Raw genomic sequence first — 22,618 nt, forward strand, 5'->3', positions numbered from 1 at the left:
CTGCCGGCCCGGGGCCATACAAAAAACGCCCCCTGCCCGTGACGGCAAGGGGCGTTTTGGCCCGCTCTACGGGAACCTTGCCAGTCTCGCCGGACTCGCTTAAAGGCCCTTGATTTTGTCTGATTATACCACAGCGTGCCGGCGAGCACAAGGGGGCAAGACCGCCCCCTAACTTTTTACGACGTCGTCCGCGCGTTCGCGGCCGCTGCCCTTGGGAGAAAAGGTCTTGCAGCAGGTTTCCATGCAATTTTCGGTTGGAGTGGGGCCCACGGCGGATGCCATGGGGGCGTCGATGCGGTCGGGCGCCTTGTCGGCAAAACTGTCGGCTGTGACCATGATCATGTTCGCATCGCAGCGATTGCCGCTTTTCCAGTAGTGGCAGCTGTTGACGCTGCACATAATTTGTTGGTTTTGCGCCATCTGTATCACCTCCTGCCCTATGATTCCCAAGAAGGGAGTCTGATTATGCGTCTTTTCCCAGCAGGGCGGGCGGCAGGAAAAGCGGCTTTTGTGCCTAATAAGTACTTAGGTACTCAGGGATGCCACTCTTCACTGTCGACTTTGCGCTCATTCGGGTCCAGGGCCCGTTCGATCTCTTCGAAGCCGGCGGCGACGGTGCTGAAGGGCTGCGGCGGGGCCGTCCGGCCTTTTTTGCGGCCGTTTTTTCTCGGCATTGACACTCCCTCCTCGTGGTTTAGTTTGCCCGCCCCGGCGGGAGTGATGCGGGAAAGGGGAACCAGGGTATGGATGTAAACGCAATCCTGAGGGCGATTACGACCCATGACAGCTACGCCGGCCAGATAACCTACCGCCGGCACCTGCCGGAGCGCCCGGCGGCCTACGCCGAGCCGGCGGCGCCGCTGCCGGAGGAGCTCCAGGCCCGCCTGGAGCGCGCCGGGGTAAGGCGTCTCTATACCCACCAGGCGGCGGCGCTGGATGCCGCCCGGCGGGGAGAGAACATCGTGGTGGTAACGCCCACGGCCTCGGGCAAGACGCTCTGCTACAACCTGCCGGTCTTGACAGAGCTTGTGGCCGACCCGAGCGCCCGTGCCCTCTACATCTTTCCCACCAAGGCCCTCACCCAGGACCAACTGGAGGGGGTGCAGCGCTTCGGCCTTGTCCCGGCCGCCGTCTACGACGGCGACACACCCGATACGGTGAAGGGCGACATCCGGCGCACGGCCCGCGTTGTGCTCACCAACCCGGACATGCTGCACCTGGGGATTCTCCCTAACCACCTCAAGTGGCACGACTTTTTTGCCCACCTCAAGTTTGTGGTCGTCGACGAGATCCACGCCTACCGGGGCGTGTTCGGCACGCAGGTGGCCCACATCCTGCGGCGGCTGCGGCGCCTGGCGGCGCACCACGGCGCCGGCCCGCAGTTCATCCTTACCTCCGCCACCATCGCCAACCCGGCGGAGCACGCCCAGCACCTCACCGGGCTGCCGGTGACGCTCATCGCAGGAAGCGGTGCCCCCCAGGGCGCGCGGGACTTCCTCTTTTGGCGCGTACCCCAGCACACCACCTACCTGCGCGAGGCGGTGTGGCTTTTGGAGGTGCTCCTGGCGGAACGGGCGCGCACCATTGCCTTTGCCCGTGCCCGCCAGGTGGTGGAGCGCATCCTGCGCCAGGTGCGCCAGGAGCTCACGGCTCCCTTGGCCGGCCGGCTGGTGGGCTACCGGGGCGGATACCTGGCGGTAGAGCGGCGCGAGATTGAACACGAGCTTTTTTCCGGGCGGCTCTTAGGCGTGGTGACCACTAACGCGCTGGAACTCGGCATCGACGTGGGGGAGATGGAGGTCTGCCTTATCGCCGGCTACCCGGGGACCATCGCCTCCACCTGGCAGCAGGCAGGGCGGGTGGGCCGGCGCGAGCGCGACTCGCTGGTAATCTTTATCGCCGTGGCAAACCCCCTGGACCAGTACTTCCTACGCCACCCCGAGGCGTTTTTTGACAAGCCCACCGAGAGTGCCCTGATCGACGCGGCCAACCCATACCTGCTCTTGGGGCAGGCCCGCTGCGCCGCCCAGGAGCTGCCGCTGGCGCCGGCGGATCTCGCGCTCTGGGATCCGGTGCTGGTGGATCTGCTCACCCTCCTGGAGGAGGACGGCCAGGTGACGCGCGCCGACGGCCGCTGGTTTTACACCGGCCAGGATTACCCGGCGGAGAAGGTGAACCTGCGCACCACCGGGAGGACTTTCCAGCTGCGCGACCGGGGAGAGAAGAACCGCCTGGTGGGTACCATGGACGGGCATACTGCCTTCTCCGAGGCCCACCCGGGGGCCGTCTACCTGCACCAGGGCGAAACCTACCGGGTGGAGGAGCTGGACATTCCCGGCGAGACGGCCTACCTGCGCCGGGTGGATGTGGACTACTACACCATGGTGGGGCGGGAGAAGAGCACGGAGATCCTCGAGACCCTGGCCGAAAAAGAACTCTACGGCCACCATTTTGCCGTGGGCCGGCTCAGGGTGCGCACGCGCGTCACCGGGTACATTAAAAAGCACGAACTCACCGGCCAGGTGCTGGGCGGGGAAAGCCTGTCTCTGCCCGAGGAGGTGCTGGAAACGGTGGGGATGTGGTTTTCACCGAGCGCAGAGCTGGCAGCCAAGGTCCAGGCGGCGGGGCTCGACTTCATGGGCGGGTTGCACGCCGTGGAGCATGCGGCCATTGCGCTGCTGCCCCTCTTTGCCATGTGCGACCGCAGCGACGTCGGCGGCCTCTCCACCACCATCCATGCCCAAACGGGGGAGCCGACGGTGTTTATCCACGATGCTTACGAGGGCGGGGTGGGCTTCGCGGAAAAAGGCTACGAAAAGGCGGAAGAACTGCTGGCGGCCACCCTGGAGGCGGTGGCCACCTGCCCTTGTGAAAACGGTTGCCCGAGCTGCATCCACTCGCCCAAGTGCTCGAACTTCAACCGCCCGCTGGACAAGGAGGCGGCCATCCTGATCCTGCACGGGCTCCTGGGCCAAGAGTACCAGCCGGCGGCCCCTACGGGCGTCAAGGCCCTGGAGCGGGCCAACCTGGCCCGCTTAGTAGGGCGGTTGAAGGGGGCGACGGCATGAGCCTGTTTGAGCGCCTGGCCCGGCTGCGGGCGGAGCGGGCGGCGGCAGGGGAAGCGGAAGCGGCCGGCGGCGCAGCGCCGGCGACCTGCCTGGAGCCGGCCGGGCTTAAACCGCGGGCGGCAGGCCTGGCGGGGCCACAAGAGGAGGACTCCTCCTCCCGGCCGCCGGTGCCGGCGGCGCGCTTCGGCGGCTGCGAGATCAAAACCGCCTGCGGCACCTTCTGCTGCCGTGCCCGCCCGTTGGCCGCGCGGCCGTCAGCCCTCCTGGCGCAGCCGGAACGCATCCTGGCCAACCTCAAGCTTGTCTGGGGGATCGGGCCGGTTACGGAGGCGGCGCTCAAGGCCCAGGGGGTGAGGAGCCTCACCGACCTTACGGGACACCCGCGCTGGGGCGAGGAGGCGCGGCGCGTGCTGGCGCTCATCGCCGCGCGCCGGGCGACGGAGCTCAGGCGGCGCGGGGCGAGCGACGCGGAGCTTTTGGGCCTCTTCCAGCCGGAGGAAGTGGCCTGCCTCGACATCGAGACCACCGGCCTCTGGGGCAACCAGCCGCTCTTTCTGGTGGGCCTTCTCAGGGCGGAGGGGGGAGGGCTGGTGCTGGAGCAGCTCCTGGCCCGCCACTACCGGGAGGAAAAGGCGCTCCTCACCTACCTGGCGGACGTTCTGGGCGGGGTAAGGACGGTGGTTACCTTTAACGGCAAGCGCTTCGACCTTCCTTACATTGAGCAGCGCTTCATCTACCATGGCCTGCCGCAACCGGCGGAACCCTTCCACGTGGACCTCTACTTCCACGCCCGGCGCCTGCCGCAGGACCTCCCGAATCGGCGCCTGGTCACGCTGGAGGAGCACCTCCTGGGGGCGGAGCGGGAAGGGGACGTGCCGGGGTACCTGGTGCCCACCATTTACCACCGCTTTGTGCGTACGGGCGAGGCGGAGCTGCTCTTGCCTGTGCTGCAGCACAATGCCCAGGACGTGCTCTCCCTGGCCCGGCTGCTTTACCTGGTGGAGCAGGAGGGGAAGGAGGTGGGCGGCGGTGCCGTCCACTCAAGTTGAGCCGCTCAAGGCGGCCTTAAGCGCGGCACTCGCCGGCTTAGGCGCGGACCGCCACTACAGCGAGGCCCTGGCGGCACTGGCCCAGGGCCTCTTTCTCTGGCAGCTGAAGGCGGACGGAGGCCCGGAAGACTTCGCTTCCTGGGGTGGGCCCTTTGCCGCGCCGGCCTGGCGCGGCCGCACCCCGGCGGCGGTTCGCACCCTACAGGCCGAGCTCAACCGGCTGGCGCCGTCGGCGGCGGAACTCGGTGCGGCCCTGGAGGCGCTCCACTGGGAGCGCGGCAGCGGGAGCAGCAGGGAACGCGGGGTCTACTACACCCCGCCTGTTTTGGCCCGTTTCATGGCCCGCCTGGCCCTGCGGCTGTATTTTCAGGAACTGGCGCGGCCCCGCAGCCGCGAACGCGATCCGGGCGCACCGGTGTGCCTGCCGCCGACTCTGCGCTTAGCCGACCCGGCCGTGGGTGCCGGGGCCTTTCTCGCCGCCGCCCTGGCGGAGCTCAGCGCTCTCCCGGCGGATCTCCGGGGCGGGCGCGGTGTGCCGGAACTGCTCGGGTGCCTGGCGGGGCGGGACCGCGATGCTGAGGCGGTGTACCTTACGCGCGTGCGCCTCTGGCTCCTGGCGGCGGCGGAGGTGGCCCGGCGCGGCGGCCCGTTCCCGCCGCTTGCGGCCATCCGTAGCGGGGACAGCCTGAGCGAGGGGCCGGAGCCCGCCGACATCATTCTAGAAAACCCACCTTACCTGCGCCAGGAAAACCTGAGTGCGGCGGAAAAAAATGCCCTGGCGGCGCGCTTCGGCCGCAGCCTGCCGCGACAGGCCGATCTTTATGCCTACTTCCTGGCCAATCTTAAGAACGAACTTAAGCCGGGCGGGGTGGCCGTTTTAGTGACACCGGTGGCCTGGCTGGAGGTGGATTACGGGCGGGCGCTGCAGAAGGAACTGCTCAGGAGTTTTGAGATTCCCCTCATCATCACCTCCGCCTGTGAGCGCTGGTTCCACCAGGCGGCGGTCCATACGGCGGTGAGCGCCTTTGTCCGGCCGGAGGAGGCGGGGCGGCGCCCGCGGCGGCCGACGGCCCTGGTAAACCTTAGCCGGCCCCTGGCCGCAGCGGCGGAGGAAGTGGTGGCATCCGGCGGCCGCTTTCCTTCCGGCTGGAGCTGCGGCGAGGCCTACCGGGCGGTAAGTGTGCCCCGTACAGAGCTGAGTGCGCTCACGCAGCGGCGGAGGCCGGTGCGCGCCCGCTGGGGGACGCTGCTCCGGGCACCAGGGGTGTATTTCACCCTGCATGCCGCGGCGCCGGACGCCTGGGTGAGTGCCGGCGAGCTGGCCGAGGTGACGCGCGGCTTTACCAGCGGGGCCAATGCCTTTTTCTTCGTGCGCGATGTCACGGCGGAGGTGGAGCCTGCCGTGCGCACCGAACTGGGGGTTACTGCCGGCGGCGGCCTCCGGGTCATTGCGGCGCGGGGCCGGCGCCGGTACTTTGCCGTGGAAGAACGCTTTCTTTTCCCGCTTATCAAATCGCCGCGCGAGGTGGCCGGATATGTCATCCGGGAAGAAGACCTGGCGTGGCGGGTGCTGCTTCTGCCGCCGGACGAGGGATATGTCCAGGGGCTCCGGGCCGCGGAGTATATCCGCTGGGGTGAGGCGCAGGGGTTCGGCTGCCGGGCCACCGTGTGCTCCCGCTCCTTTTGGTGGAGCCTGCCCAAGCTCCTGCCGCCCCAGGTTCTGGCACGGCAGTTTTACGACCGGCGCTTTAATTTCCCCTACAACCCCAGCACGGCGCTGTGCGACCATACCTTTTATTACCTTACCGGCTGCGCCGACCCGGAGCTCTTTGCTGCGCTCCTTAACAGCACCCTGACATACTTTCACGTGGAGCTCTGGGGCCGTTCCAATATGGGTGACGGGGTACTTACCTTTTACGGGCCGGAGCTTTCCGATCTGCCGCTGCCGCGGCCGGAGCTGTTTGCGGGGGAGCGCGGCACAGAGTTGAAACGCGCTTTCCAGCGCCTCAGGGCGCGCGCGGTGCTGCCCGTAGAGGAAGAAGTGGAGCGGAGCGACCGGCGCGACCTGGACCTGAACGTTTTGGCCGGGCTGGGTTTGACGGGCCTTCCTGCGGCTTCCCTCCTGGCCGAGGTCTACAGCGCCCTCACCCGGCTCGTGGCGCAGCGTTTAGAGCGCTCCCGCCGGGGTCAGGTATAAACTTCTTATCGTTTCTTACATTTTTGAGAAAACCTGCTTACTTACTGTGCGGTCGGCCGGGAAACCTATAAGAAACTTTTCGGCCGGCGGGTAACAACTCCTTTGGGAGTTTCATCGACCATCGGCACGGCTTTGCGACCGACGGAAAGAAGCTTTATACGATCGAGGACGGCGCCCGCTCCTGGACGGCCGTCACCATGAACCGAGAGTTTACGAACGTAAGCCGGCCGGCTTTTGTCTCCTCCCAGGCAGGTTGGGCTGTGGCCGACGATACCCTGTGGGAAACCCGGGACGGCGGGCGGACCTGGACTTCGCTTGGGCAGCAGCCACCTGCCGCCAGCGGCGCCAGCGGAAGAGGAAAAGCTTAGGTCCTCGGTCCTTCCCTTGCGGCGCAGACGGTGCGTAAGGTGCCGTGAGGGAAGGACTTCGCGGCTTCGGCCGCCAAGGTATTTGGCGATCAGCCTACAGGCCTACAGTAAAAGTAGGCTGTTTTTCTTACCTTACCAGGATTATCCTCTTGTTCTACCCCTGAGGCGGGGGTATAATATTTCTATCGAACATACGTTCCAGAGGTGAGGGCGGTGTGGGTGGCACACGGATACCTCGAGGAGTTTAACCTGCTTCAAGGGGAAGAACTCCTGGCTGCCTGCGGCTTATTTACAGATAGGGTGGAGGGTGGGGCGGGACCGGAGTTTTTTCTTGACCTAACGCGCCTGCCGGAGCCAGAGAAGGCCGTAACGGAGCTACGGGAGCTTTTGGTGCCCGCCCTGGGCAGGCGCCTCTGCGCTTCCCTGGCGGCGAACAAGTTGGCGGCACGGGCGGCCACCCTGGCGCAGCGCGCCAGGAGGGTGTGCGGGGCCGACGGTATAGTGGTGGTCCCGCCGGGGAAGGAGGCGGCCTTTCTCGCCCCCCTGCCGCTTGCTTACCTCTGGCCGCTGCCGCCACGCCTGCGCGAGCGCCTGGGGCTCCTGGGACTAAAGACCATCGGGCAGGCGGCGGAGCTGCCGGAAGAGGAGCTGTACCGCTTTTTCGGTCCGGAAGGGTACCGGGTGGCACAGCTCAGCCGCGGCCGTGACGGCAGCCGGGTGCAGGGCACACCGCCCGCTTACCTGGAGTATCGCTCTTCCTGGGCGGGGGAGGCCGACCGTGAGCGCCTTATAGCTTGGTGCGCCGCCGCAGCCGGCTACCTGGCCCGGGGAGAGGAGCGGCGCAGCGCCTGGGGGCGGCGCCTGGAACTCACCCTCTTTCCCGAAGCCGGCCCGCCCCTTACCGGGACGCGGGAGTTCAACCGGCCGGAGCTTACAGCCGCCGACCTGGGCACGACCCTTAAGCGCCTGGTGCCGGCGGCGCTTCCCGGGCGCCTCAGCGCCGTGGCCGCCCGGCTCGGTCCACTGGCACCGCTCCTTCCCGGCCAGCTGAGCCTGCTGCCGGCCGTGTGCCCGCCCCGGACGCGGGCCCGGCTGCAGGATGTGCTGGCCCGGCTGGAGGAACGCTATCCCGGCCGCGTAAACTGGGGGAGCCGGTGGCCGGCCAGCCGCCGCGAGCAGGTGCTGGCGTTCTTCGACCCGCTGCGCCGCCCGGGGGCGGGAACGCGCAAAGAAGGCCACACCCGTGCGGCTGGTTGACCGGCCCATCAGCGTGGCGGCGCCGGGCGGCCGTCCAGCGGCCTTCACCTGGCGGGGGAGGACCCTTACCGTCGGCGCTGTTTTGGAGGTTTGGGCCGACACCGGCGAGTGGTGGCGCGGCGAGCCCGAGAAGATCTTCTACCGCCTTACCGCCGCCGGCGGCCTTTACGAGCTTTACTTCGAACCTTCCTCGGCCGGCTGGCATCTCTACAAGGTCTATGATTAGAAGGCCCTTCCCGCCCAGGAAGGGTCAGGCGATAAGCCGTTTCACCAGAAGGAGGGAATCCCGGTGGAGCCGGGGTTTGCGCACCTGCACGTGCACTCGCCGTTTTCTTTCCTGGACGGAGCAAGCCGCATTGCCGACCTGGTGCGGCGGGCAGCGGAGCTGGGGCAGCCGGCGCTTGCCTTGACGGACCACAACAACCTTTCCGGGGCGGTGCGCTTCACTCAGGCGGCCCGGGCAGCCGGAGTCAAACCCATCCTGGGGGCGGAGGTGACGCTGGCCGGCGGTTACCACCTGACCCTTCTCGCCCGGAACCGGCAGGGCTACCGGAGCCTCTGCCGGCTCCTCACCCGGGCTCACCTTGATCACCCCCGCGGCCGTCCGGTAGTGACCGGAGAAAACCTGGCCGCGCACCGGGAAGGCCTGGTAGCCCTCTCCGGCTGCCGGCGCGGCGAAGTGCCCGCCCTCATCCTCCAGGGGCGGCTGGCGGAAGCAAGGACGGCGGCCTGGCGCCTGCGCGACCTCTTTGGGCGCGAGAACTTCTACCTGGAGCTTATCCCGAACCTCCTTCCCGGCGACCGGGCGCTGCACCAGGCCTTGGCCGACCTGGGCCGGGCCTTAAACGTAAGGCTGGTGGCCACGGGCAATGTCCACTACGCCCGCAAAGAGGACTTTCCCCTCCACGACCTTTTCACCTGTGTGCGCACCCAGACCACCGTCTCGGCCGTCCACCCGGAGCGCCCGCTCAACGCCGAGAACTACCTGAAGTCTAAGGAGGAGCTGGCGCAGCTTTTACCCGCTTACCCCCAGGCCTTAGCCGCGGCGGCCGCCTTGGCGGCATCGCTCGAACCTGCGCTCCCGGCGGGTGAGGCCCTTTTCCCGCGCTTTCCCGTGCCCCCGGGTGAAACGGCGGAGGGAATGCTGCGGCGCCTCACCCTCGCAGGAGCCGGGCGGCGTTACGGCCGCGTGACCACAGCCCTGAGCGAGCGGCTAGAGCAGGAGCTCGGCGTCATCACCCGCCTGGGCTTTGCCGATTACTTCCTCGTGCTGTGGGACATCGTGCGCGCGGCGAAGGCGCGCGGCATCCGCTGCGCCGGGCGGGGCTCGGCCGCCGACTCGGTGGTGGCCTACTGCCTGGGGATCACCGAGGTGGACGCCTTCCGGCGGGAACTTCTCTTCGAACGCTTCTTGAGCGCAGAGCGGGCGGAGCGGCCGGACATCGACCTCGACATCGACGCCCGCTACCGCGACGACCTGGCTGCCTACCTGACCCAGCGCTACGGCGAAGACAAAGTGGCGGCCGTGGCCACCTACAACACCTTTCAGGCCCGCTCGGCGGTGCGCGACCTGGGGAAGGCCTTGGAGCTGCCCGCAGCGGAGTTGGACGCCCTGGCCAAGCGCCTGCCCTACTTCGTTCCCGCCGACGGCATCCGCGGTGCGCGCGAGCGGGTGCCGGAACTAAAAAACAGCTCCCTTCCCTGGGAGCGCTACGAGCGGCTGCTCGACTTTTGCGCTGCTGCCGCAGGCCTGCCCCGCCACCTGGGGACCCACCTGGGCGGCCTGGTGGTGGCCAGGGAACCCCTGGCCGACCTGGTGCCGCTGCAGCGGGCGGCCAAGGGAACGGTGGTTGCCCAGTTCGACAAGGACGATATAGAGGACCTGGGACTCGTTAAACTGGACCTTCTTTCCCTGCGCACCCTGAGCGCGGTGGACGAGACCTTAAAGGCGCTGGCGGCCAGCGGGCGGCCGCTTGCCTACGACCGCCTGCCCCTTGACGATAAGGCCACCTTTAAGATGCTGCGCGCCGCCGAAACCATTGGTGTCTTCCAGCTGGAAAGCCCGGCCCAGCGGGCGCTGCAGGGCCGCCTGGGGGCGGACAACATGGAGGACATTGTAGCCAGCCTGGCCCTGATCCGCCCTGGACCTATCAAGGGCAACATGGTGGAGCCCTTTGTCGCCCGACGGCGCGGGCAGGAGCCGGTTAGCTACCCCTACCCGGCGCTGGCGCCCATTCTCAAGAAAACCTACGGCGTAGTGCTCTTCCAGGAGCAGGTAATCGCCATCGCCACCGCCCTCGCCGGCTTCAGCGCCGGTGAGGCCGACCGGCTGCGGCGCGTTATGACCCACGCCCGCTCCCAGGCGGAGATGGCGGCCGTTGGCGCGGAGTTTGTGGCCCGGGCCATGGAGCGGGGCGTGCCGGCCGAGACGGCGCAGGCCATCTTCGACATGATCGCCGGCTACGCCAGCTACGGCTTCTGCGAGGCCCATGCCGCCGCCTTCGCCACCACCGCTTACAAGACGGCCTACCTCCTCTGCCACCACCCTGCCTACTACCTGGCCGCCCTTTTAAGCTGCCAGCCCATGGGCTTTTACCCGCCCTGGGTGCTCATCGGCGAGGCGCGCCGGCGCGGCGTAATCGTGCTGCCGCCGGATGTGAACCGGAGCGGGGCGACCTGCACAGTGGAGAACGGCGCCATCCGGGTTTCCCTCCGCCGGGTGAAGGGCATGGAGGAGAAGGCGCTCCAGGCGCTGCTGGCCGCGCGCGCCCGCGGCCCCTTTACTTCCCTGGCCGATCTTAAGGCGCGGGTGAGCCTCCCGGCCGACGTGCGGGAAAACCTCATCCTGGCCGGCGCCTGTAGCGCCTTCAACCCCAACCGCCGTGCCCTCCTCTGGGAGGATAAACTGGGACGGGCGCCGGCCAACGTGCCGGACTTTTCCTTGGGGGAGAAGATCTTTTACGAGTGGGACCTCCTCGGCTTTTCCCTGAGCGGTCATCCCTTGGCCTGCCTGCGCCCGCGCCTAGAGCAGGAAGGGGCGGTTGCCATCCAGGCGGCACGGCGCCTACCGGCAGGGCGCGCCGTGACGGTGGCGGGGCTGCCCATCCGCCCGCACCGCCCGCCCACCCGGAGCGGGCGCACGGTGGCCTTTTTCTCTCTGGAAGACGAAACCGGGCTGATCGACGTTACTGTATTCGAAGAGGTCTACCGGCGCTACGGCCAGCTGCTTTTCAGCGGCTCCTTCGCGCCGCTTAAGGTACACGGTCGCCTTGAGCGGCGCGGCGCCGCCCCCAGCCTTACTGCGACGGAGATCAAGGCATGCCGGCCTGACGCCGGCTTCGCCTGCCGCTTTTTCAGGTGATAATGAGTTGTTCGGCGGCTGCCTCACTGCCGGGCGCACGTGGGGTCGCATCGGTTGGCCGGGGCTTTCCGCTTCAGGCCGGGCCCTTCGAGGCTTCCAGCTCGGCGTCGCGGAAGCGGCAAGCAGGATAACTGGTACTTGGTGCGGAAACATACAGAAAGAACGCGGCCACAGCCGCTGCGCTTGAGAAATCCCTTAACTTGGACGAACGGAGCGATTTCGAATGGCACAGTGCAAGAAGATTCTGGTGGTGGAAGACGAGGCGCGGATGCGGGACCTTTTGCGCCTCTACCTGGAGCGCGAGGGCTTTACAGTGGTCGAAGCCGCGGACGGGCGCCGGGCGCTCGAGAAGATCGCCCAGGAGGAGTTCGCCCTGGTGATTCTCGACGTGATGCTGCCGGAGCTGGACGGCTGGACGGTGTGCCGCAAGATCCGGCGCACGCGCGACGTGCCCATCATCATGCTCACGGCGCGGGGCGAGGAGATCGACCGCCTGACCGGCTTTGAACTGGGTGCCGACGATTACGTGGTGAAACCCTTCAGCCCGCGGGAGCTGGTAATGCGGATCAAGGCGCTCCTGCGCCGGGCCTGCCCCCAGGCGGTGGAGAACAGGGAAGTTCTCACTTTCCCGGGCCTCAGCATCAATCGCCCGGCGCGGCGGGTGGAGGCGGCGGGGCAGGAGGTGCCCCTCACGCCCAAGGAGTACGACCTTCTTTACTTCCTGGCTTCCCAGGCGGGGAGGGTTTTTACCCGTGAGCAGCTCCTGGAGCAGGTCTGGGGGTACGATTTCTACGGCGACCTCAGGACGGTGGACACCCACATCAAGAACCTGCGCGAGAAACTCAAGAAGGCCGGCCAGGGGGCGGAGTACCTGGTGACCGTCTGGGGCGTGGGCTACAAGTTCGAGGTGAAGGCCTAGTGCTGAAGAGCATTGTCAGCCGCCTCTGGCTCACCCTGGTCCTGGTGGTGGTGGCCATCCTGTTGGTGCTGGGGCTGCTTCTCTCTCAACTCTTCGACAACTTTTACTTCAACCTCCAGGCCCAGAACTTGATCCAGCAGGGGCAGAACCTGGGTAAACTCGTACTGACTTCGCCCAGTGACGCCGAGCTCTTGCGGGACCTCAGCCTAGTGGAGGATTTTCTTAACGCCAACGTCGTGATCATGAACAAAAGCGGCCTCATTCAAAGCGCCAGCCCGGGCATGATGCGCATGCACCGCTGGGGGCAGCAGGGCCGGCAGGCGCTGACGCCGCCCCAGGCCGCCGCCGTGCTGGCCGGCAAAACAGTGGTGATACGGGGCTACCAGCCGGGAGTGGACGCAACCGTCCTTACGGTGGCGGTACCGGTTAAGATGCAGGAAGATGTGGTGGGAGCGGTTTACCTGTACGCCCCGCTGGCACCCATCACGCGCACCATCGCCAATGTGCGCCGGCTTATCCTTTACGGTATCCTGGTGAGCCTGGTGGTGGCTACGGTGGTGGCCTTCTTTCTTTCGCGCTCGCTTTCCCGCCCGCTCATCCGCATGCAGCGGGCGGCCCAGGCGATGGCGGCGGGCGACTTTTCCCCGCGCATAGCCGTGCAGTCGGACGACGAGGTGGGCCGCCTGGGCCAGGCCCTCAATCACCTGGCCCAGGAACTGGCTCGTACCCTGGACGCCCTGGGGGCCGAGCGCAACCAGCTCGCAGGCATTTTGGGCAGCATGACCGACGGGGTGATCACCTTTGATGCCGAAGGCGGCGTGCTGCTCTTTAATCCGCCGGCGGCCCAGTACCTGGCACCCCTGGTGGAGCTGGCGGAGGGTCAGAAGCTGGGCGAAGAGCTGCAGCTTGCGCCCCTGGCTGAAGCTTTCCGGCAGGTGGTGGCAACAGGAGAGGTGCAGGGGGCCGAGGCGACGGTAGGTACCAGGGTGCTGGTTTGCCGCCTGGCGCCCCTGCGCGACCCCCGGGGCACGGTGCGCGCGGTGGTCTCCGTTCTCCTCGACATGACGCGGGAGCGGCGGCTGGAGGAAATGCGCCGGGAGTTTGTGGCCAACGTCTCGCATGAGCTGCGTACGCCGCTCACCTACCTTCAGGGCTATACCGAGGCCATCCTGGACGGGCTGGCGGCCGACCCGACGGAGGAGAAGAAGTACCTGGAGATCATCCTGGACGAGACGTTGCGGCTCAGGCGTTTGGTGAGCGACCTGCTGGACCTCAGCCGCATCGAGGCGGGACAACTGGTACTCGAGAAGGGTGAGGTCGACGTGGCGGAGCTTTGTCGGCAGGTGGCGGAGAAGGTGCGCCCGCTGGCAGAGGAGAAGGGGGTCCGGCTGGAGCTGGCGGTGCCGGCGTCACTACCACCGGCCTGGGGGAGTGCCGACCGCCTGCAACAGGTCCTGATCAACCTCCTCGACAACGCCCTGCGCCACACGCCGGGCGGCGGCAGGGTGAGCGTTTGTGGCGAGGAAAGAGACGGGATGCTGGCCCTCAGCGTGCGAGACACCGGGCCGGGCATACCGCCCGAGGACCTGCCCTACATCTTTGAGCGTTTCTACAAGGTGGAGAAGGCGCGCACGCGCACCACAGCCGGCACAGGCATCGGCCTGGCCATAGTCAAAGGGGTGGTGGAGGCGCACGGCGGGCGCGTCTGGGCCGAAAGCACCCCAGGCCGCGGCACCACCTTTACCTTCACCCTTCCTCCAGCCGGCAGGAATACCGGCGCGGGCGGCGAAATAAATTAAAGTGATCGGAAGAGCGGTCCGAAGACCGCCCTGGTGTCGGGGAGGTTTAGCATGATCATAGCGGTTATCGACGGGCTGGGCGGCGGCATCGGCAGCCAGCTCATCGCCCAGCTCAAGACGAACCTCCCTGCGGGGAGCGAAATCGTTGCCCTGGGTACCAACTCCGCCGCCACCGCCGCCATGGTGCGTGCCGGCGCGGCCCGCGGAGCCTCCGGCGAAAACGCCATCCGGGTGACGGCCCGGGAAGTGGACGTCATCGTCGGGCCTTTGGGGATTATCATCCCCAACTCCATGATGGGCGAAATCACCGCTGCCATGGCTGAAGCCGTGGTGGCCAGCCCGGCGAAAAAGCTGCTTCTGCCCGTGGCCCAGCCGCACGTGGAGCTGGTGGGCGTACCGGCGCAGCCGCTGGGTGCCCTTATCCGCGCGGCCGCCGAAAGGCTGGGGGAGCTGCCTAAGCCGGCGCGTTGAAGCCGTGTGGGCTGAACAGGGCCCGATGAATCGGGCCCCAAGGGACGGGAAAAGCGTAGGAGTGCAGTCCATTGTGCCGCCATTGCACACGAATGAGTTTTGGACCATGAAGGCCCGCGGCCGGTTCGAAAACCGGCCCCGGGCCTTACGTATTTGTGAGGAGGTAGAGTATGAAAACACGTGACCTGGTCGTTGCCGGGCTGCTCATCGCCCTGGCCGTCACCCTGCCCCTGGCGGCCCACCTGATCAAGGTGGGCGGGCCGGTGCTCCTGCCCATGCACATCCCGATTTTCCTGGCCGGCCTACTGCTCGGCCCCGGCCTGGCTGCCGCCGTGGGTGTGCTGGCGCCGCTCGTGAGTTTTTTCCTGACCGGAATGCCGCCGCTCTCCCCGCCCGTGCTGCCGCTCATGGTGGTTGAGCTGGCCACCTATGCCCTGGTCCTTTCCGTTCTTACCCGCCGCACGTCCTGGAGCATCTGGCTTACCCTGCCTGTTGCCATGCTGGCCGGCCGTGTGGCCCTGGGGCTTGCGGCTGCAGTCATCGGTCCCCTGTTCGGCTTCCACGTCAACCCCGTGTTTTACGTGTACGGCGCCCTGGTACAGGGGCTGCCGGGGTTGGCCCTGCAGCTCATCATTATCCCCCTGGTGGCGCTTCAGCTGCGGCGGAGCCACCCTGCCGTTATAGCGGGGGATATGGCCAAACCGTGACGAAAAGTCTCGAAAATAAGCGGCGCGCCCTCGTCTGGGGCGCGCCCGTGTGCTATAATGGAACGAAACGAGCTCCTGTAGAGAAGGGGTGAACTGCAGCGTGAACGTGGTAGAGACAATCGCCGGTGTACGGGAGCTGGTGCGGGCCGAGCGCCGGAGGGGGAAGAGCATCGGCCTGGTGCCTACGATGGGCTACCTGCACGAGGGGCACCTCAGCCTGATTCGGCGGGCGCGGACGGAGTGTGACTTTGTGGTGGTGAGCGTTTTTGTTAACCCACTCCAGTTTGGTCCCCAGGAGGACTATAACACGTATCCCCGCGACCTGAACCGGGACGCCCGGCTGGCTGCGGAAGCAGGTGCCGCTGTTATTTTTCACCCGGCGCCGGCGGAGATGTATCCGGAAGGCTTTCAGACCCATGTGGAAGTGGAAAGGCTCAGCCAGGGCTTGTGCGGTGCTTTTCGTCCGGGACACTTCCGCGGGGTGGCTACGGTAGTGACCAAGCTGTTTAATATTGTCACCCCCGACCGTGCCTATTTCGGCGAAAAAGACGCGCAGCAGTTGGCGCTGATTCAGCGGATGGTGCGCGACCTGAACCTCGATGTGGAGATCGTCCCCCTGCCCATCGTGCGCGAGAGCGACGGCCTGGCGCTCAGCTCCCGCAACACCTACCTTTCCCCGGCGGAGCGGCGGGCGGCCACCGTGCTCTACCGGGCCCTCCTGCGCGGCCGCGACCTGATTGCCGCCGGCGAACGCGACGGGCGGCGTGTGGGAGAGGCCGTACGCGGCACCCTCCAGGCCGAGCCCCTCGTCAGCCGCATCGATTATGTTGCGGTTGTGGATCCGGAAACGCTGGCGGAAAAGGCCGCCCTTTCCGGCCGCGTAATGCTGGCGGTGGCGGCCTATATCGGCAAGGTACGGCTTATTGACAACATCAGGGTGGTCGTCGACTGATGCTGCTCAACCTGCTCAAAGCCAAGATCCATCGCGCCACGGTTACGGCGGCGGACCTGCACTACGAGGGCAGCATCACGGTGGACCGCGCGCTGATGGAGGCTGCCGGCCTGCTGGAGCATGAGCGAGTGCAGGTGGTGGACGTCGACAACGGTGTCCGGCTGGAAACATACGTCATACCCGGGGAGGCCGGGAGCGGTACCATCTGTCTTAACGGCGCGGCGGCGCGGTTGGTGCAACCGGGGGACAAGGTGATCATCATGGCCTACACCTGGGTGAGCGCTGAAGAAGCTCTGGGCTTCCGGCCGCGGGTTGTGCTGGTGGACCAGGCCAACAAAGTCAAGGAAATCAAGCTCCCAGGAGAAACTCCTCGATGATGTAGCCCAGTTGATCGAATTCGATAAGAAAAGCGTCGTGGCCGTAGGGAGAGATGATCTCACGGTAGGCGGCGCTTTTCTTGTTGGCCCGAAGCGCCCGCACGATTTCCTTCTGCTGGTAGGGCGGGAAGAGAAAGTCCGAGCTGATGCCCACCATGAGGACTCGCGGGCGGTAGCCGGCCAGGGCGGCTGTAAGCGAAGGGTATCCTTCCTGGAGGTCGAACAGATCCATGGCTTTGGTGAGATACAGGTAAGAATCGGCATCGAAGCGCCGCACCAGTTTTTCGCCCTGGTAGGCCAGGTAGCTTTCCACCTGCAGGCGGCTGTCCAGGCGATACCGTTCCTCCGGCGGGCTGGCCCAGGCATGACCGAATTTCCTCCGCCAGGAAAGGTCGCTCTTGTAGGTGATGGTGCCGATGGCCCGAGCCAGGGCCAGGCCCTGTACCGGGTCGAGCAAAATGGCCTGGCGTTGGGCGTAGTTCCAGGCCAGCGCCTGGGTGGAAAGGGCGGCGGCTGCACCGATGGCGACGACGTTTTCCACGAGCGCAGGGTAGGCCCGGCCCCACTCCAGGGCCTGCAGCCCGCCCAGGGAGCCGCCGGCCACGGCTACCAGGCGCCTTACCCCCAGCTCCGCCAGGAGGCGGTGCTGCAGCTTTACCATATCGGCCACGGTGATCACCGGGAAGGAGCGGCCGTAGGGCCGGCCGGTGGCCGGGTGGAGGCTGGTCGGCCCGGTGCTCCCGGCGCAGCCGCCCAGGATGTTGCTGCAGATGACGTAGTAGCGTTCGGTGTCGAAGGCGCGGCCGGGGCCGATGAGCGGGTCCCACCAGCCGGGCGCCTTATCCTCCGGCGTGTGCCGGCCGGCGGCGTGCGCGTCGCCCGTGAGGGCATGGCAGATGAGAATGGCGTTGTCCCGCGCGGCGTTCAGCTCCCCATAGGTTTCATAGGCCACGGCCAGCGGGGCCAGGGTGGCGCCGCACGACAGGGTGAGGCCCTCCGGGAAGGTGACGGAGCGGGTGTGCACCAGGCCGACGCCTTCCAGGTGCCTTTCTACTGTAAGGGGAGCTCCGGTCATTTTGCCACCTCCTCACGAAACGGCTGTTTTCAGGGCCTGGTCCAGATCGGCGATGATGTCGTCCACGTCCTCGAGCCCGATGGAGAGGCGCACCAGGTCGGGCGTAACGCCGCTGGCGAGTTGTTCTTCCTCGCTCAACTGCTGGTGGGTGGTGCTGGCCGGGTGGATCACCAGCGAGCGGGCGTCCCCCACGTTGGCGAGGAGCGAAAAGAGCTCCAGGCTGTCCATGAACCGGCGGCCGCTCTCCACCCCGCCCTTGATGCCGAAGGTGAGAATGGCGCCGCCCTTCCCCTGCAGGTACTGTTGGGCCTGCGGGTAAGAGGGGTGGGAGGGTAGGGCGGGGAAGTTCACCCAGCTCACGTAGGGCGAACCCTCCAGGTAGCGGGCCACGGCCAGGGCGTTTTCCGCGTGCCGCTCCATCCTAAGCGGCAGCGTTTCCAGGCCCTGCAGGAAGAGAAAGGCGTTAAAGGGGCTCAGGCAGGCGCCGGTGTCGCGCAGCAGTTGCACCCGGGCCTTAACGATATAGGCCTGTCTGCCGAACGTCTCTGTATAGGAGATGCCGTGGTAGCTGGGGTCCGGTGCCGTGAAGGCGGGGAAGTTCCCGTTGGTCCAGTCGAAGCGGCCCGAGTCGACGATGACGCCGCCGATACTCGTGCCGTGCCCGCCGATGAATTTGGTGGCGGAGTGAACTACGATATCGGCTCCCCAATCGAAAGGCCGGCAAAGGTATGGGGAGGCAAAGGTGTTGTCCACAATGAGCGGGATGCCGGCGGTGTGGGCCACCTGGGCGATGGCGCTGAGGTCCGGCACGTCCAGCTTGGGGTTGCCGATGATCTCTACGTACAGGGCCCGCGTGCGGGGCGTAAGGGCACGCCGAAAGTTTTCCGGGTCGCCGGGGTCCACAAAGCGCGTGGTGATACCGAAGCGGGGGAGGGTGGCAGCAAAGAGGTTGTACGTCCCGCCGTAGAGGCTGCTGGCGGAGACAATCTCGTCGCCGCTGTGGGCCACATTGGTTACGGCGTAAAAGACGGCGCTTAGGCCGGAGGCGGTGGCCAGGGCGCCCACACCGCCTTCCAGGGCGGCGACGCGCTCTTCAAAAACCGCCACCGTCGGATTGTCAATACGGGTGTAGATGTGCCCGTTTTCCTTCAGGGCGAACAAGTCCGCGGCGTGCTGAGCATCGCGGAAGGTGTACGAGCTGGTCTGGAAAATCGGGACGGCGGTGGCGCCGGTGGCCGGGTCGGGCCGCTGACCGGCATGAATGGCCAGGGTGGCAAAACCGAGTTTGCGCTGCGACATGTTTATTCCTCCCAAGTTAGGGTATAGCGAGGAGACAGGCCTACAGGATCCCGGGAAGCCTTGGTTGCGGCGAGAGAGAGACTGGCGCGCGCCCTGCACAGGCAACAAAAAACCCTCTTCGATAAGAAGAGGGTTTCTTCGCCTCCTCTTATCTCTCAGAGCGGGCCCGCTCTGCAGGATTTGGCACCGGGTTGGGCATCCCCAACTGGTTGCCGGGCGTCATTGGGCCAGTCCCTCAGCCACTCGCGATAAGAGTTTCCTGTGCAGTTGTTGCCATTAACTATACACGCCGGCCACGGGTTTGTCAATACCCTACGGTTACGAATTCCTTCAAGCTTTAAGCCGGTCGGCCTGCAGCACTCTTAAAAAGGGGCAGCTTCTCGAGAAAGATGATGTCGTTGCGCTCTGCCGCCTCACCCTCAGCCAGAATGGCCGCCCGGGCCGCCACCGTGCCGCCGGCGCTCTTTACCAGGTGCTCTACCGCCTCCAGCGAGGCGCCGGTGGAGATCACATCGTCCACAACGGCCACCCGCCGGCCGCACACGGCGGCGGCGTCCTTCCCGTCCAAGCAGAGGATCTGCTTTTTCTGGGTGGTGATAGAGACCACCTCGGTGACCAGGGGGTCGATCATGTAGGGCTTAATGCTTTTTCTGGCCACGAGATAGCGCTTAAGCCCCAGGATGCGCGAAAGCTCCTGCGCCAGGGGAATGCCCTTGGCCTCGGCGGAGACCACGAAGTCCACCGGGGGCAGGCGCCGGGCGATCTCGGGTGCCGCGGCTTCCACCAGCTCGGCGTCGCCCAGGATGACAAAACTCGCAATGGCCAGGCCCGGTGCCACTTCCACCAGGGGCAGCTCCCGTTCCAGCCCGGCCACGCGCAAATGGTACGTTGCAGGCATGGCACAACCTCCTTTACACTCCAAACAGCGCGATCAGGTACTTCATGGCTACCCCGGCCAGCATACCGAGGAAGGGGTCGGTGGTGGCGGTGACGGCCGCCGTCACTCCACCCACCAGGGGATCGGCCGTGACGGCCAGTTCGGCGTTGATGGGGAAGGTGACGATGGCGCCCAGCACCAGGAGAAAGCCGGCGATGGACTGCATAGGCACGTAACGGCCTAGCCGGGGCAGCAGTCCAGCCACCAGGATAAGGCCCATAAGAGACATCATTAAGGCACCGGACAGCAACGGGTGCGGTGCGGCCCCGGTGGCGGAGATGATGGATTCTACCGGTCCCCCGCCGAAGAGGGCGGAACCCAGGTCTGCCAGGCTGGAGACGATGGCCAGGTGGTCCAGGTTGAGGGTAGTCTTGGCGATAGAACCAGTGATATTACCAAAAGCGATGTTGGCACCGATGTTAAGGCAGATGAGGGCGGCGGCGCCGCGCAGCACGCGGGGCGTAGCGATAGGTCGCTGCAGAATGAAGCGCTCATACTCGCTGTTGTGGGCCACCGGGTTTACCTTGCCCAGCAGGTTGGCCACCATGGTGGAGACCGCTACCGAGGCCACGATGGTGTAGACCAGATTCTTGGTGGGCATGTAGACGAGAAGGGCAGTAGCGGCCGATACCAGTCCCACCGGCAGCTCTTCGCGCACCATGTTGACGGCCACTGCCGTGAGCACCACGCCTACGCCCGCCATCATGCCGTTGGTGACCACCGGCCCGACAAAGGTCACAATGGTCTGGAGAAGGCCCAGAATGCCGATCACGGTCATAACGGCACCTTCCCAAATCAGCATGGACAGACGTTCCTGGCGGTTTTGCCCCATGGTGCCCACCAGAGTAATCGTTTCCGCCTGGAAAGAGATGGGCGCAACCAGGCCGAAGGCCAGCGCGCCGGCGGCGCCAATGAAGAAGGCCACGGAGGTCGGAAGGGCAGCAAAACCGAAGGAGAGGGCGAGCAACCCCTGGGGAAGACCGTTGATGATGACTCCAAGCGCAGCCAGCAAGTCCTGTAGGCTCAAGGTTTGTCCTCCTTTCTCGGCTTGGGCGAGGAGCGGGAGAAAAAAGAATATCCCGGCACGAACAATTAGCCAGGATGAACATAAATTGTTCGCTTCGAGTATAGCAGCAAGAACGCCGGCCGTCAAGACGGTTGACGTCCAGGTTGTCCAGCGCACCACCAATAAGGCGCCCGGCCGGCCGTCGGCGCAAATGCAGTATACTGCAGGCAGAGCGCTTCCGGGTTGCAGTGGCTTGCAGGGGACGAAAACAGGGAAAGCCGCGCCTGGTTGACACAGACTTGGCATGTTTTTTGCAAATAACAAGGGCGGTACCAAGTCGGTACCCACAAGAAGGCTGGTGGTCAAGAAAAGGGAAAACACGAAGAAGGGAAGGGGTGGTGTTCCGCCGATACCGCCGAGACCGGAGCGAAGCGTAAGGAGTTGCAGTATCCTGACCTGTGTCTGCAGTTTTGTTCGTATTCTGCAACATTTTGCAGCTTTGTTGTCCGTTAACCTGCATTATGTTGCAGGGTGGAACCGTATCACAAGTGGGCAAGCGCCTTGACGATGGTACTAAAATCACCGGAGGAGAACGGTGGATTCCCGGCGCGGTTCGCGCTTGAGGGGCCAAGAACTCTGCCGGCGGCGCAGCCGAAAAGATCGCTTAAATGTAGGGGGAGGCTTAGAAAATGAGAGATGTCCTTAGAAATATGGAAGAGTACGATCACGAGCAAGTCTTGTTTGGTTATGACAAGGTATCCGGGCTGAGGTGCATCATCGCCATTCATAATACAACCCTTGGGCCGGCTCTGGGTGGCCTTCGCATTTGGCCTTACAAGAACGAGGATGAGGCCTTGTTTGATGTTTTGCGCTTGTCCAGGGGAATGACCTATAAGAATTCGGGGATGGGGCTCGACTTCGGCGGGGCCAAATCTGTGATCATCGCCGATCCCAATAAAGAAAAACCGGAGGAGCTGCTGCGTGCCTTCGGCCGCATGGTAGAAAGCTTAGGAGGCCGCTATATTACGGCCGAGGATGTCGGTAGTACTTTGGAAGACATGATGACGATTCGCAAGGAAACCAAATACGTGGCCGGGCTGCCTGAAACATCCGGAAATCCCTCGCCGGTGACTGCTTACGGGGTATTGCAGGCCATGCGCGCCACGGCAAAACACGTCTGGGGAAATGAAAGCCTGGAAAACAAAAAAGTAGCCGTCCAGGGCTGTGGTAACGTCGGCCTGAGCCTGATTGAACAGCTCATCCAGGCCGGTGCCACGGTATATGCTGCTGATATGTTCGAGAATAAGCTGCAGCGTGCTGTCAAAGCGGGAGCCATTCCTGTAGAACAAGACAAAGTTTTTGACGTTGAGGCTGACATATTTGCTCCTTGCGCTCTTGGAGCCGTTCTCAACGACGAGACTATTCCTAAATTAAAAGTCAAGGCAGTCTGCGGTTCAGCCAACAACCAGCTGCTGGAACCGCGCCACGGGAAAGCCCTTGCAGCCAGGGGGATCGTATATGCGCCGGATTTCATCGTCAACGGCGGAGGCGTAATCAACGTGGCGGAAGAGTTCGCCCCGGGTGGGTATAATAAGGAGCGAGCGTACAAGAAAGCAGCAGGTATTTATGACATTCTCCTCAAGGTCTTTGCCATCGCCACCGAAAGGAAGATCGAACCGTACGAAGCTGCCAAGGTGTTGGCTGAAGAACGTATTCGGAAGGCACTGGAGCAAAAACGTATGTACCTGGGCAGGTAAGCTCCTTTTGAGCCGCCGA

At 65.3% G+C, this 22,618-nt stretch carries 19 protein-coding genes and 1 riboswitch; of the genes, 13 read left to right on the forward strand and 6 right to left on the reverse strand.

Going from position 1 to position 22,618, the window contains the following annotated elements:
* Nucleotides 1–168: 168 nt before the first annotated feature.
* Together K5554_RS05620 and K5554_RS05625 are read right to left on the reverse strand one after the other, a co-directional pair.
* Nucleotides 169–420, reverse strand: a complete 252-nt coding sequence (locus K5554_RS05620; protein WP_221040160.1) for a DUF1540 domain-containing protein — start codon at nucleotides 418–420, stop codon at nucleotides 169–171.
* 113 nt (nucleotides 421–533) lie between these two features.
* Entirely contained in the window at nucleotides 534–674 is a 141-nt protein-coding gene (locus tag K5554_RS05625) for a hypothetical protein (RefSeq protein ID WP_221040161.1), read from the reverse strand.
* 69 nt (nucleotides 675–743) lie between these two features.
* Here K5554_RS05625 and K5554_RS05630 point away from each other — a divergent pair, with 69 nt between their 5' ends.
* The 12 genes from K5554_RS05630 to panD all read left to right on the forward strand — a co-directional run bounded on the left by K5554_RS05630 (nucleotide 744) and on the right by panD (nucleotide 16,525).
* Nucleotides 744–3,068: a DEAD/DEAH box helicase gene (locus tag K5554_RS05630; RefSeq protein ID WP_221040162.1), complete on the forward strand. Its 2,325-nt coding sequence runs from the start codon at nucleotides 744–746 to the stop codon at nucleotides 3,066–3,068.
* Complete coding sequence (locus tag K5554_RS05635; RefSeq protein WP_221040163.1) at nucleotides 3,065–4,117, forward strand: ribonuclease H-like domain-containing protein; 1,053 nt, start codon at nucleotides 3,065–3,067, stop codon at nucleotides 4,115–4,117. The genes K5554_RS05630 and K5554_RS05635 overlap by 4 nt, the downstream gene beginning before the upstream one ends.
* Nucleotides 4,098–6,314, forward strand: coding sequence for an Eco57I restriction-modification methylase domain-containing protein (locus tag K5554_RS05640; RefSeq protein ID WP_221040164.1), 2,217 nt, complete (start codon nucleotides 4,098–4,100; stop codon nucleotides 6,312–6,314). The genes K5554_RS05635 and K5554_RS05640 overlap by 20 nt, the downstream gene beginning before the upstream one ends.
* A 587-nt stretch (nucleotides 6,315–6,901) precedes the next feature.
* Nucleotides 6,902–7,939 (forward strand): hypothetical protein, encoded by a 1,038-nt coding sequence (locus K5554_RS05645; RefSeq protein ID WP_221040165.1) that lies wholly within the window; start codon nucleotides 6,902–6,904, stop codon nucleotides 7,937–7,939.
* Complete coding sequence (locus K5554_RS05650) at nucleotides 7,926–8,165, forward strand: DUF6504 family protein (RefSeq protein ID WP_221040166.1); 240 nt, start codon at nucleotides 7,926–7,928, stop codon at nucleotides 8,163–8,165. The genes K5554_RS05645 and K5554_RS05650 overlap by 14 nt, the downstream gene beginning before the upstream one ends.
* Before the next feature lie 63 nt (nucleotides 8,166–8,228).
* On the forward strand, nucleotides 8,229–11,300 hold the full coding sequence (locus K5554_RS05655) for a DNA polymerase III subunit alpha (RefSeq protein ID WP_221040167.1): 3,072 nt from the start codon (nucleotides 8,229–8,231) through the stop codon (nucleotides 11,298–11,300).
* A 223-nt stretch (nucleotides 11,301–11,523) separates the two neighbouring features.
* Nucleotides 11,524–12,219 (forward strand): response regulator transcription factor, encoded by a 696-nt coding sequence (locus tag K5554_RS05660; protein ID WP_221040168.1) that lies wholly within the window; start codon nucleotides 11,524–11,526, stop codon nucleotides 12,217–12,219.
* Nucleotides 12,219–14,018, forward strand: a complete 1,800-nt coding sequence (locus K5554_RS05665; protein ID WP_221040169.1) for an ATP-binding protein — start codon at nucleotides 12,219–12,221, stop codon at nucleotides 14,016–14,018. The genes K5554_RS05660 and K5554_RS05665 overlap by 1 nt, the downstream gene beginning before the upstream one ends.
* A gap of 51 nt (nucleotides 14,019–14,069) precedes the next feature.
* Nucleotides 14,070–14,489, forward strand: a complete 420-nt coding sequence (locus tag K5554_RS05670) for a DUF3842 family protein (RefSeq protein ID WP_221040170.1) — start codon at nucleotides 14,070–14,072, stop codon at nucleotides 14,487–14,489.
* Nucleotides 14,490–14,659: 170 nt separating this feature from the next.
* The gene (locus K5554_RS05675) at nucleotides 14,660–15,196 is read left to right on the forward strand and encodes an ECF transporter S component (protein ID WP_221040171.1); all 537 of its coding nucleotides are present in this window, start codon (nucleotides 14,660–14,662) and stop codon (nucleotides 15,194–15,196) included.
* A 100-nt stretch (nucleotides 15,197–15,296) separates the two neighbouring features.
* The gene (panC, locus tag K5554_RS05680; RefSeq protein ID WP_221040172.1) at nucleotides 15,297–16,148 is read left to right on the forward strand and encodes a pantoate--beta-alanine ligase; all 852 of its coding nucleotides are present in this window, start codon (nucleotides 15,297–15,299) and stop codon (nucleotides 16,146–16,148) included.
* Nucleotides 16,148–16,525, forward strand: a complete 378-nt coding sequence (gene panD / locus K5554_RS05685; protein ID WP_221040173.1) for an aspartate 1-decarboxylase — start codon at nucleotides 16,148–16,150, stop codon at nucleotides 16,523–16,525. Before panC ends, panD begins: the two co-directional genes overlap by 1 nt.
* On the opposite strand, the gene K5554_RS05690 is transcribed toward panD, so the two are convergent.
* The 4 genes from K5554_RS05690 to K5554_RS05705 all read right to left on the reverse strand — a co-directional run bounded on the left by K5554_RS05690 (nucleotide 16,497) and on the right by K5554_RS05705 (nucleotide 20,863).
* Nucleotides 16,497–17,600, reverse strand: coding sequence for a homoserine O-acetyltransferase (locus tag K5554_RS05690; protein ID WP_255565528.1), 1,104 nt, complete (start codon nucleotides 17,598–17,600; stop codon nucleotides 16,497–16,499). The two genes, panD and K5554_RS05690, sit on opposite strands and share 29 nt — an antisense overlap.
* A gap of 12 nt (nucleotides 17,601–17,612) precedes the next feature.
* Complete coding sequence (locus K5554_RS05695) at nucleotides 17,613–18,899, reverse strand: homocysteine synthase (protein ID WP_221040174.1); 1,287 nt, start codon at nucleotides 18,897–18,899, stop codon at nucleotides 17,613–17,615.
* 145 nt (nucleotides 18,900–19,044) lie between these two features.
* Nucleotides 19,045–19,154, reverse strand: a riboswitch (SAM riboswitch).
* Nucleotides 19,155–19,236: 82 nt separating this feature from the next.
* A complete protein-coding gene (locus K5554_RS05700) occupies nucleotides 19,237–19,797 on the reverse strand; it encodes a phosphoribosyltransferase family protein (protein ID WP_221040175.1) in 561 nt (186 codons plus the stop codon).
* A 13-nt stretch (nucleotides 19,798–19,810) separates the two neighbouring features.
* On the reverse strand, nucleotides 19,811–20,863 hold the full coding sequence (locus K5554_RS05705) for a hypothetical protein (protein WP_221040176.1): 1,053 nt from the start codon (nucleotides 20,861–20,863) through the stop codon (nucleotides 19,811–19,813).
* Nucleotides 20,864–21,531: 668 nt separating this feature from the next.
* Between K5554_RS05705 and K5554_RS05710 the strand changes: the two genes are divergently transcribed.
* Nucleotides 21,532–22,599 carry a Glu/Leu/Phe/Val dehydrogenase dimerization domain-containing protein gene (locus K5554_RS05710; RefSeq protein ID WP_221040177.1) on the forward strand — a complete coding sequence of 356 codons (1,068 nt, stop codon included), beginning with the start codon at nucleotides 21,532–21,534 and terminating at the stop codon, nucleotides 22,597–22,599.
* The last annotated feature ends 19 nt before the right edge of the window (nucleotides 22,600–22,618 follow it).

It is taken from the genome of Gelria sp. Kuro-4, from assembly GCF_019668485.1.
In the GTDB taxonomy this organism is placed as follows: Bacteria; Bacillota; DTU030; order DUMP01; family DUMP01; genus DUMP01.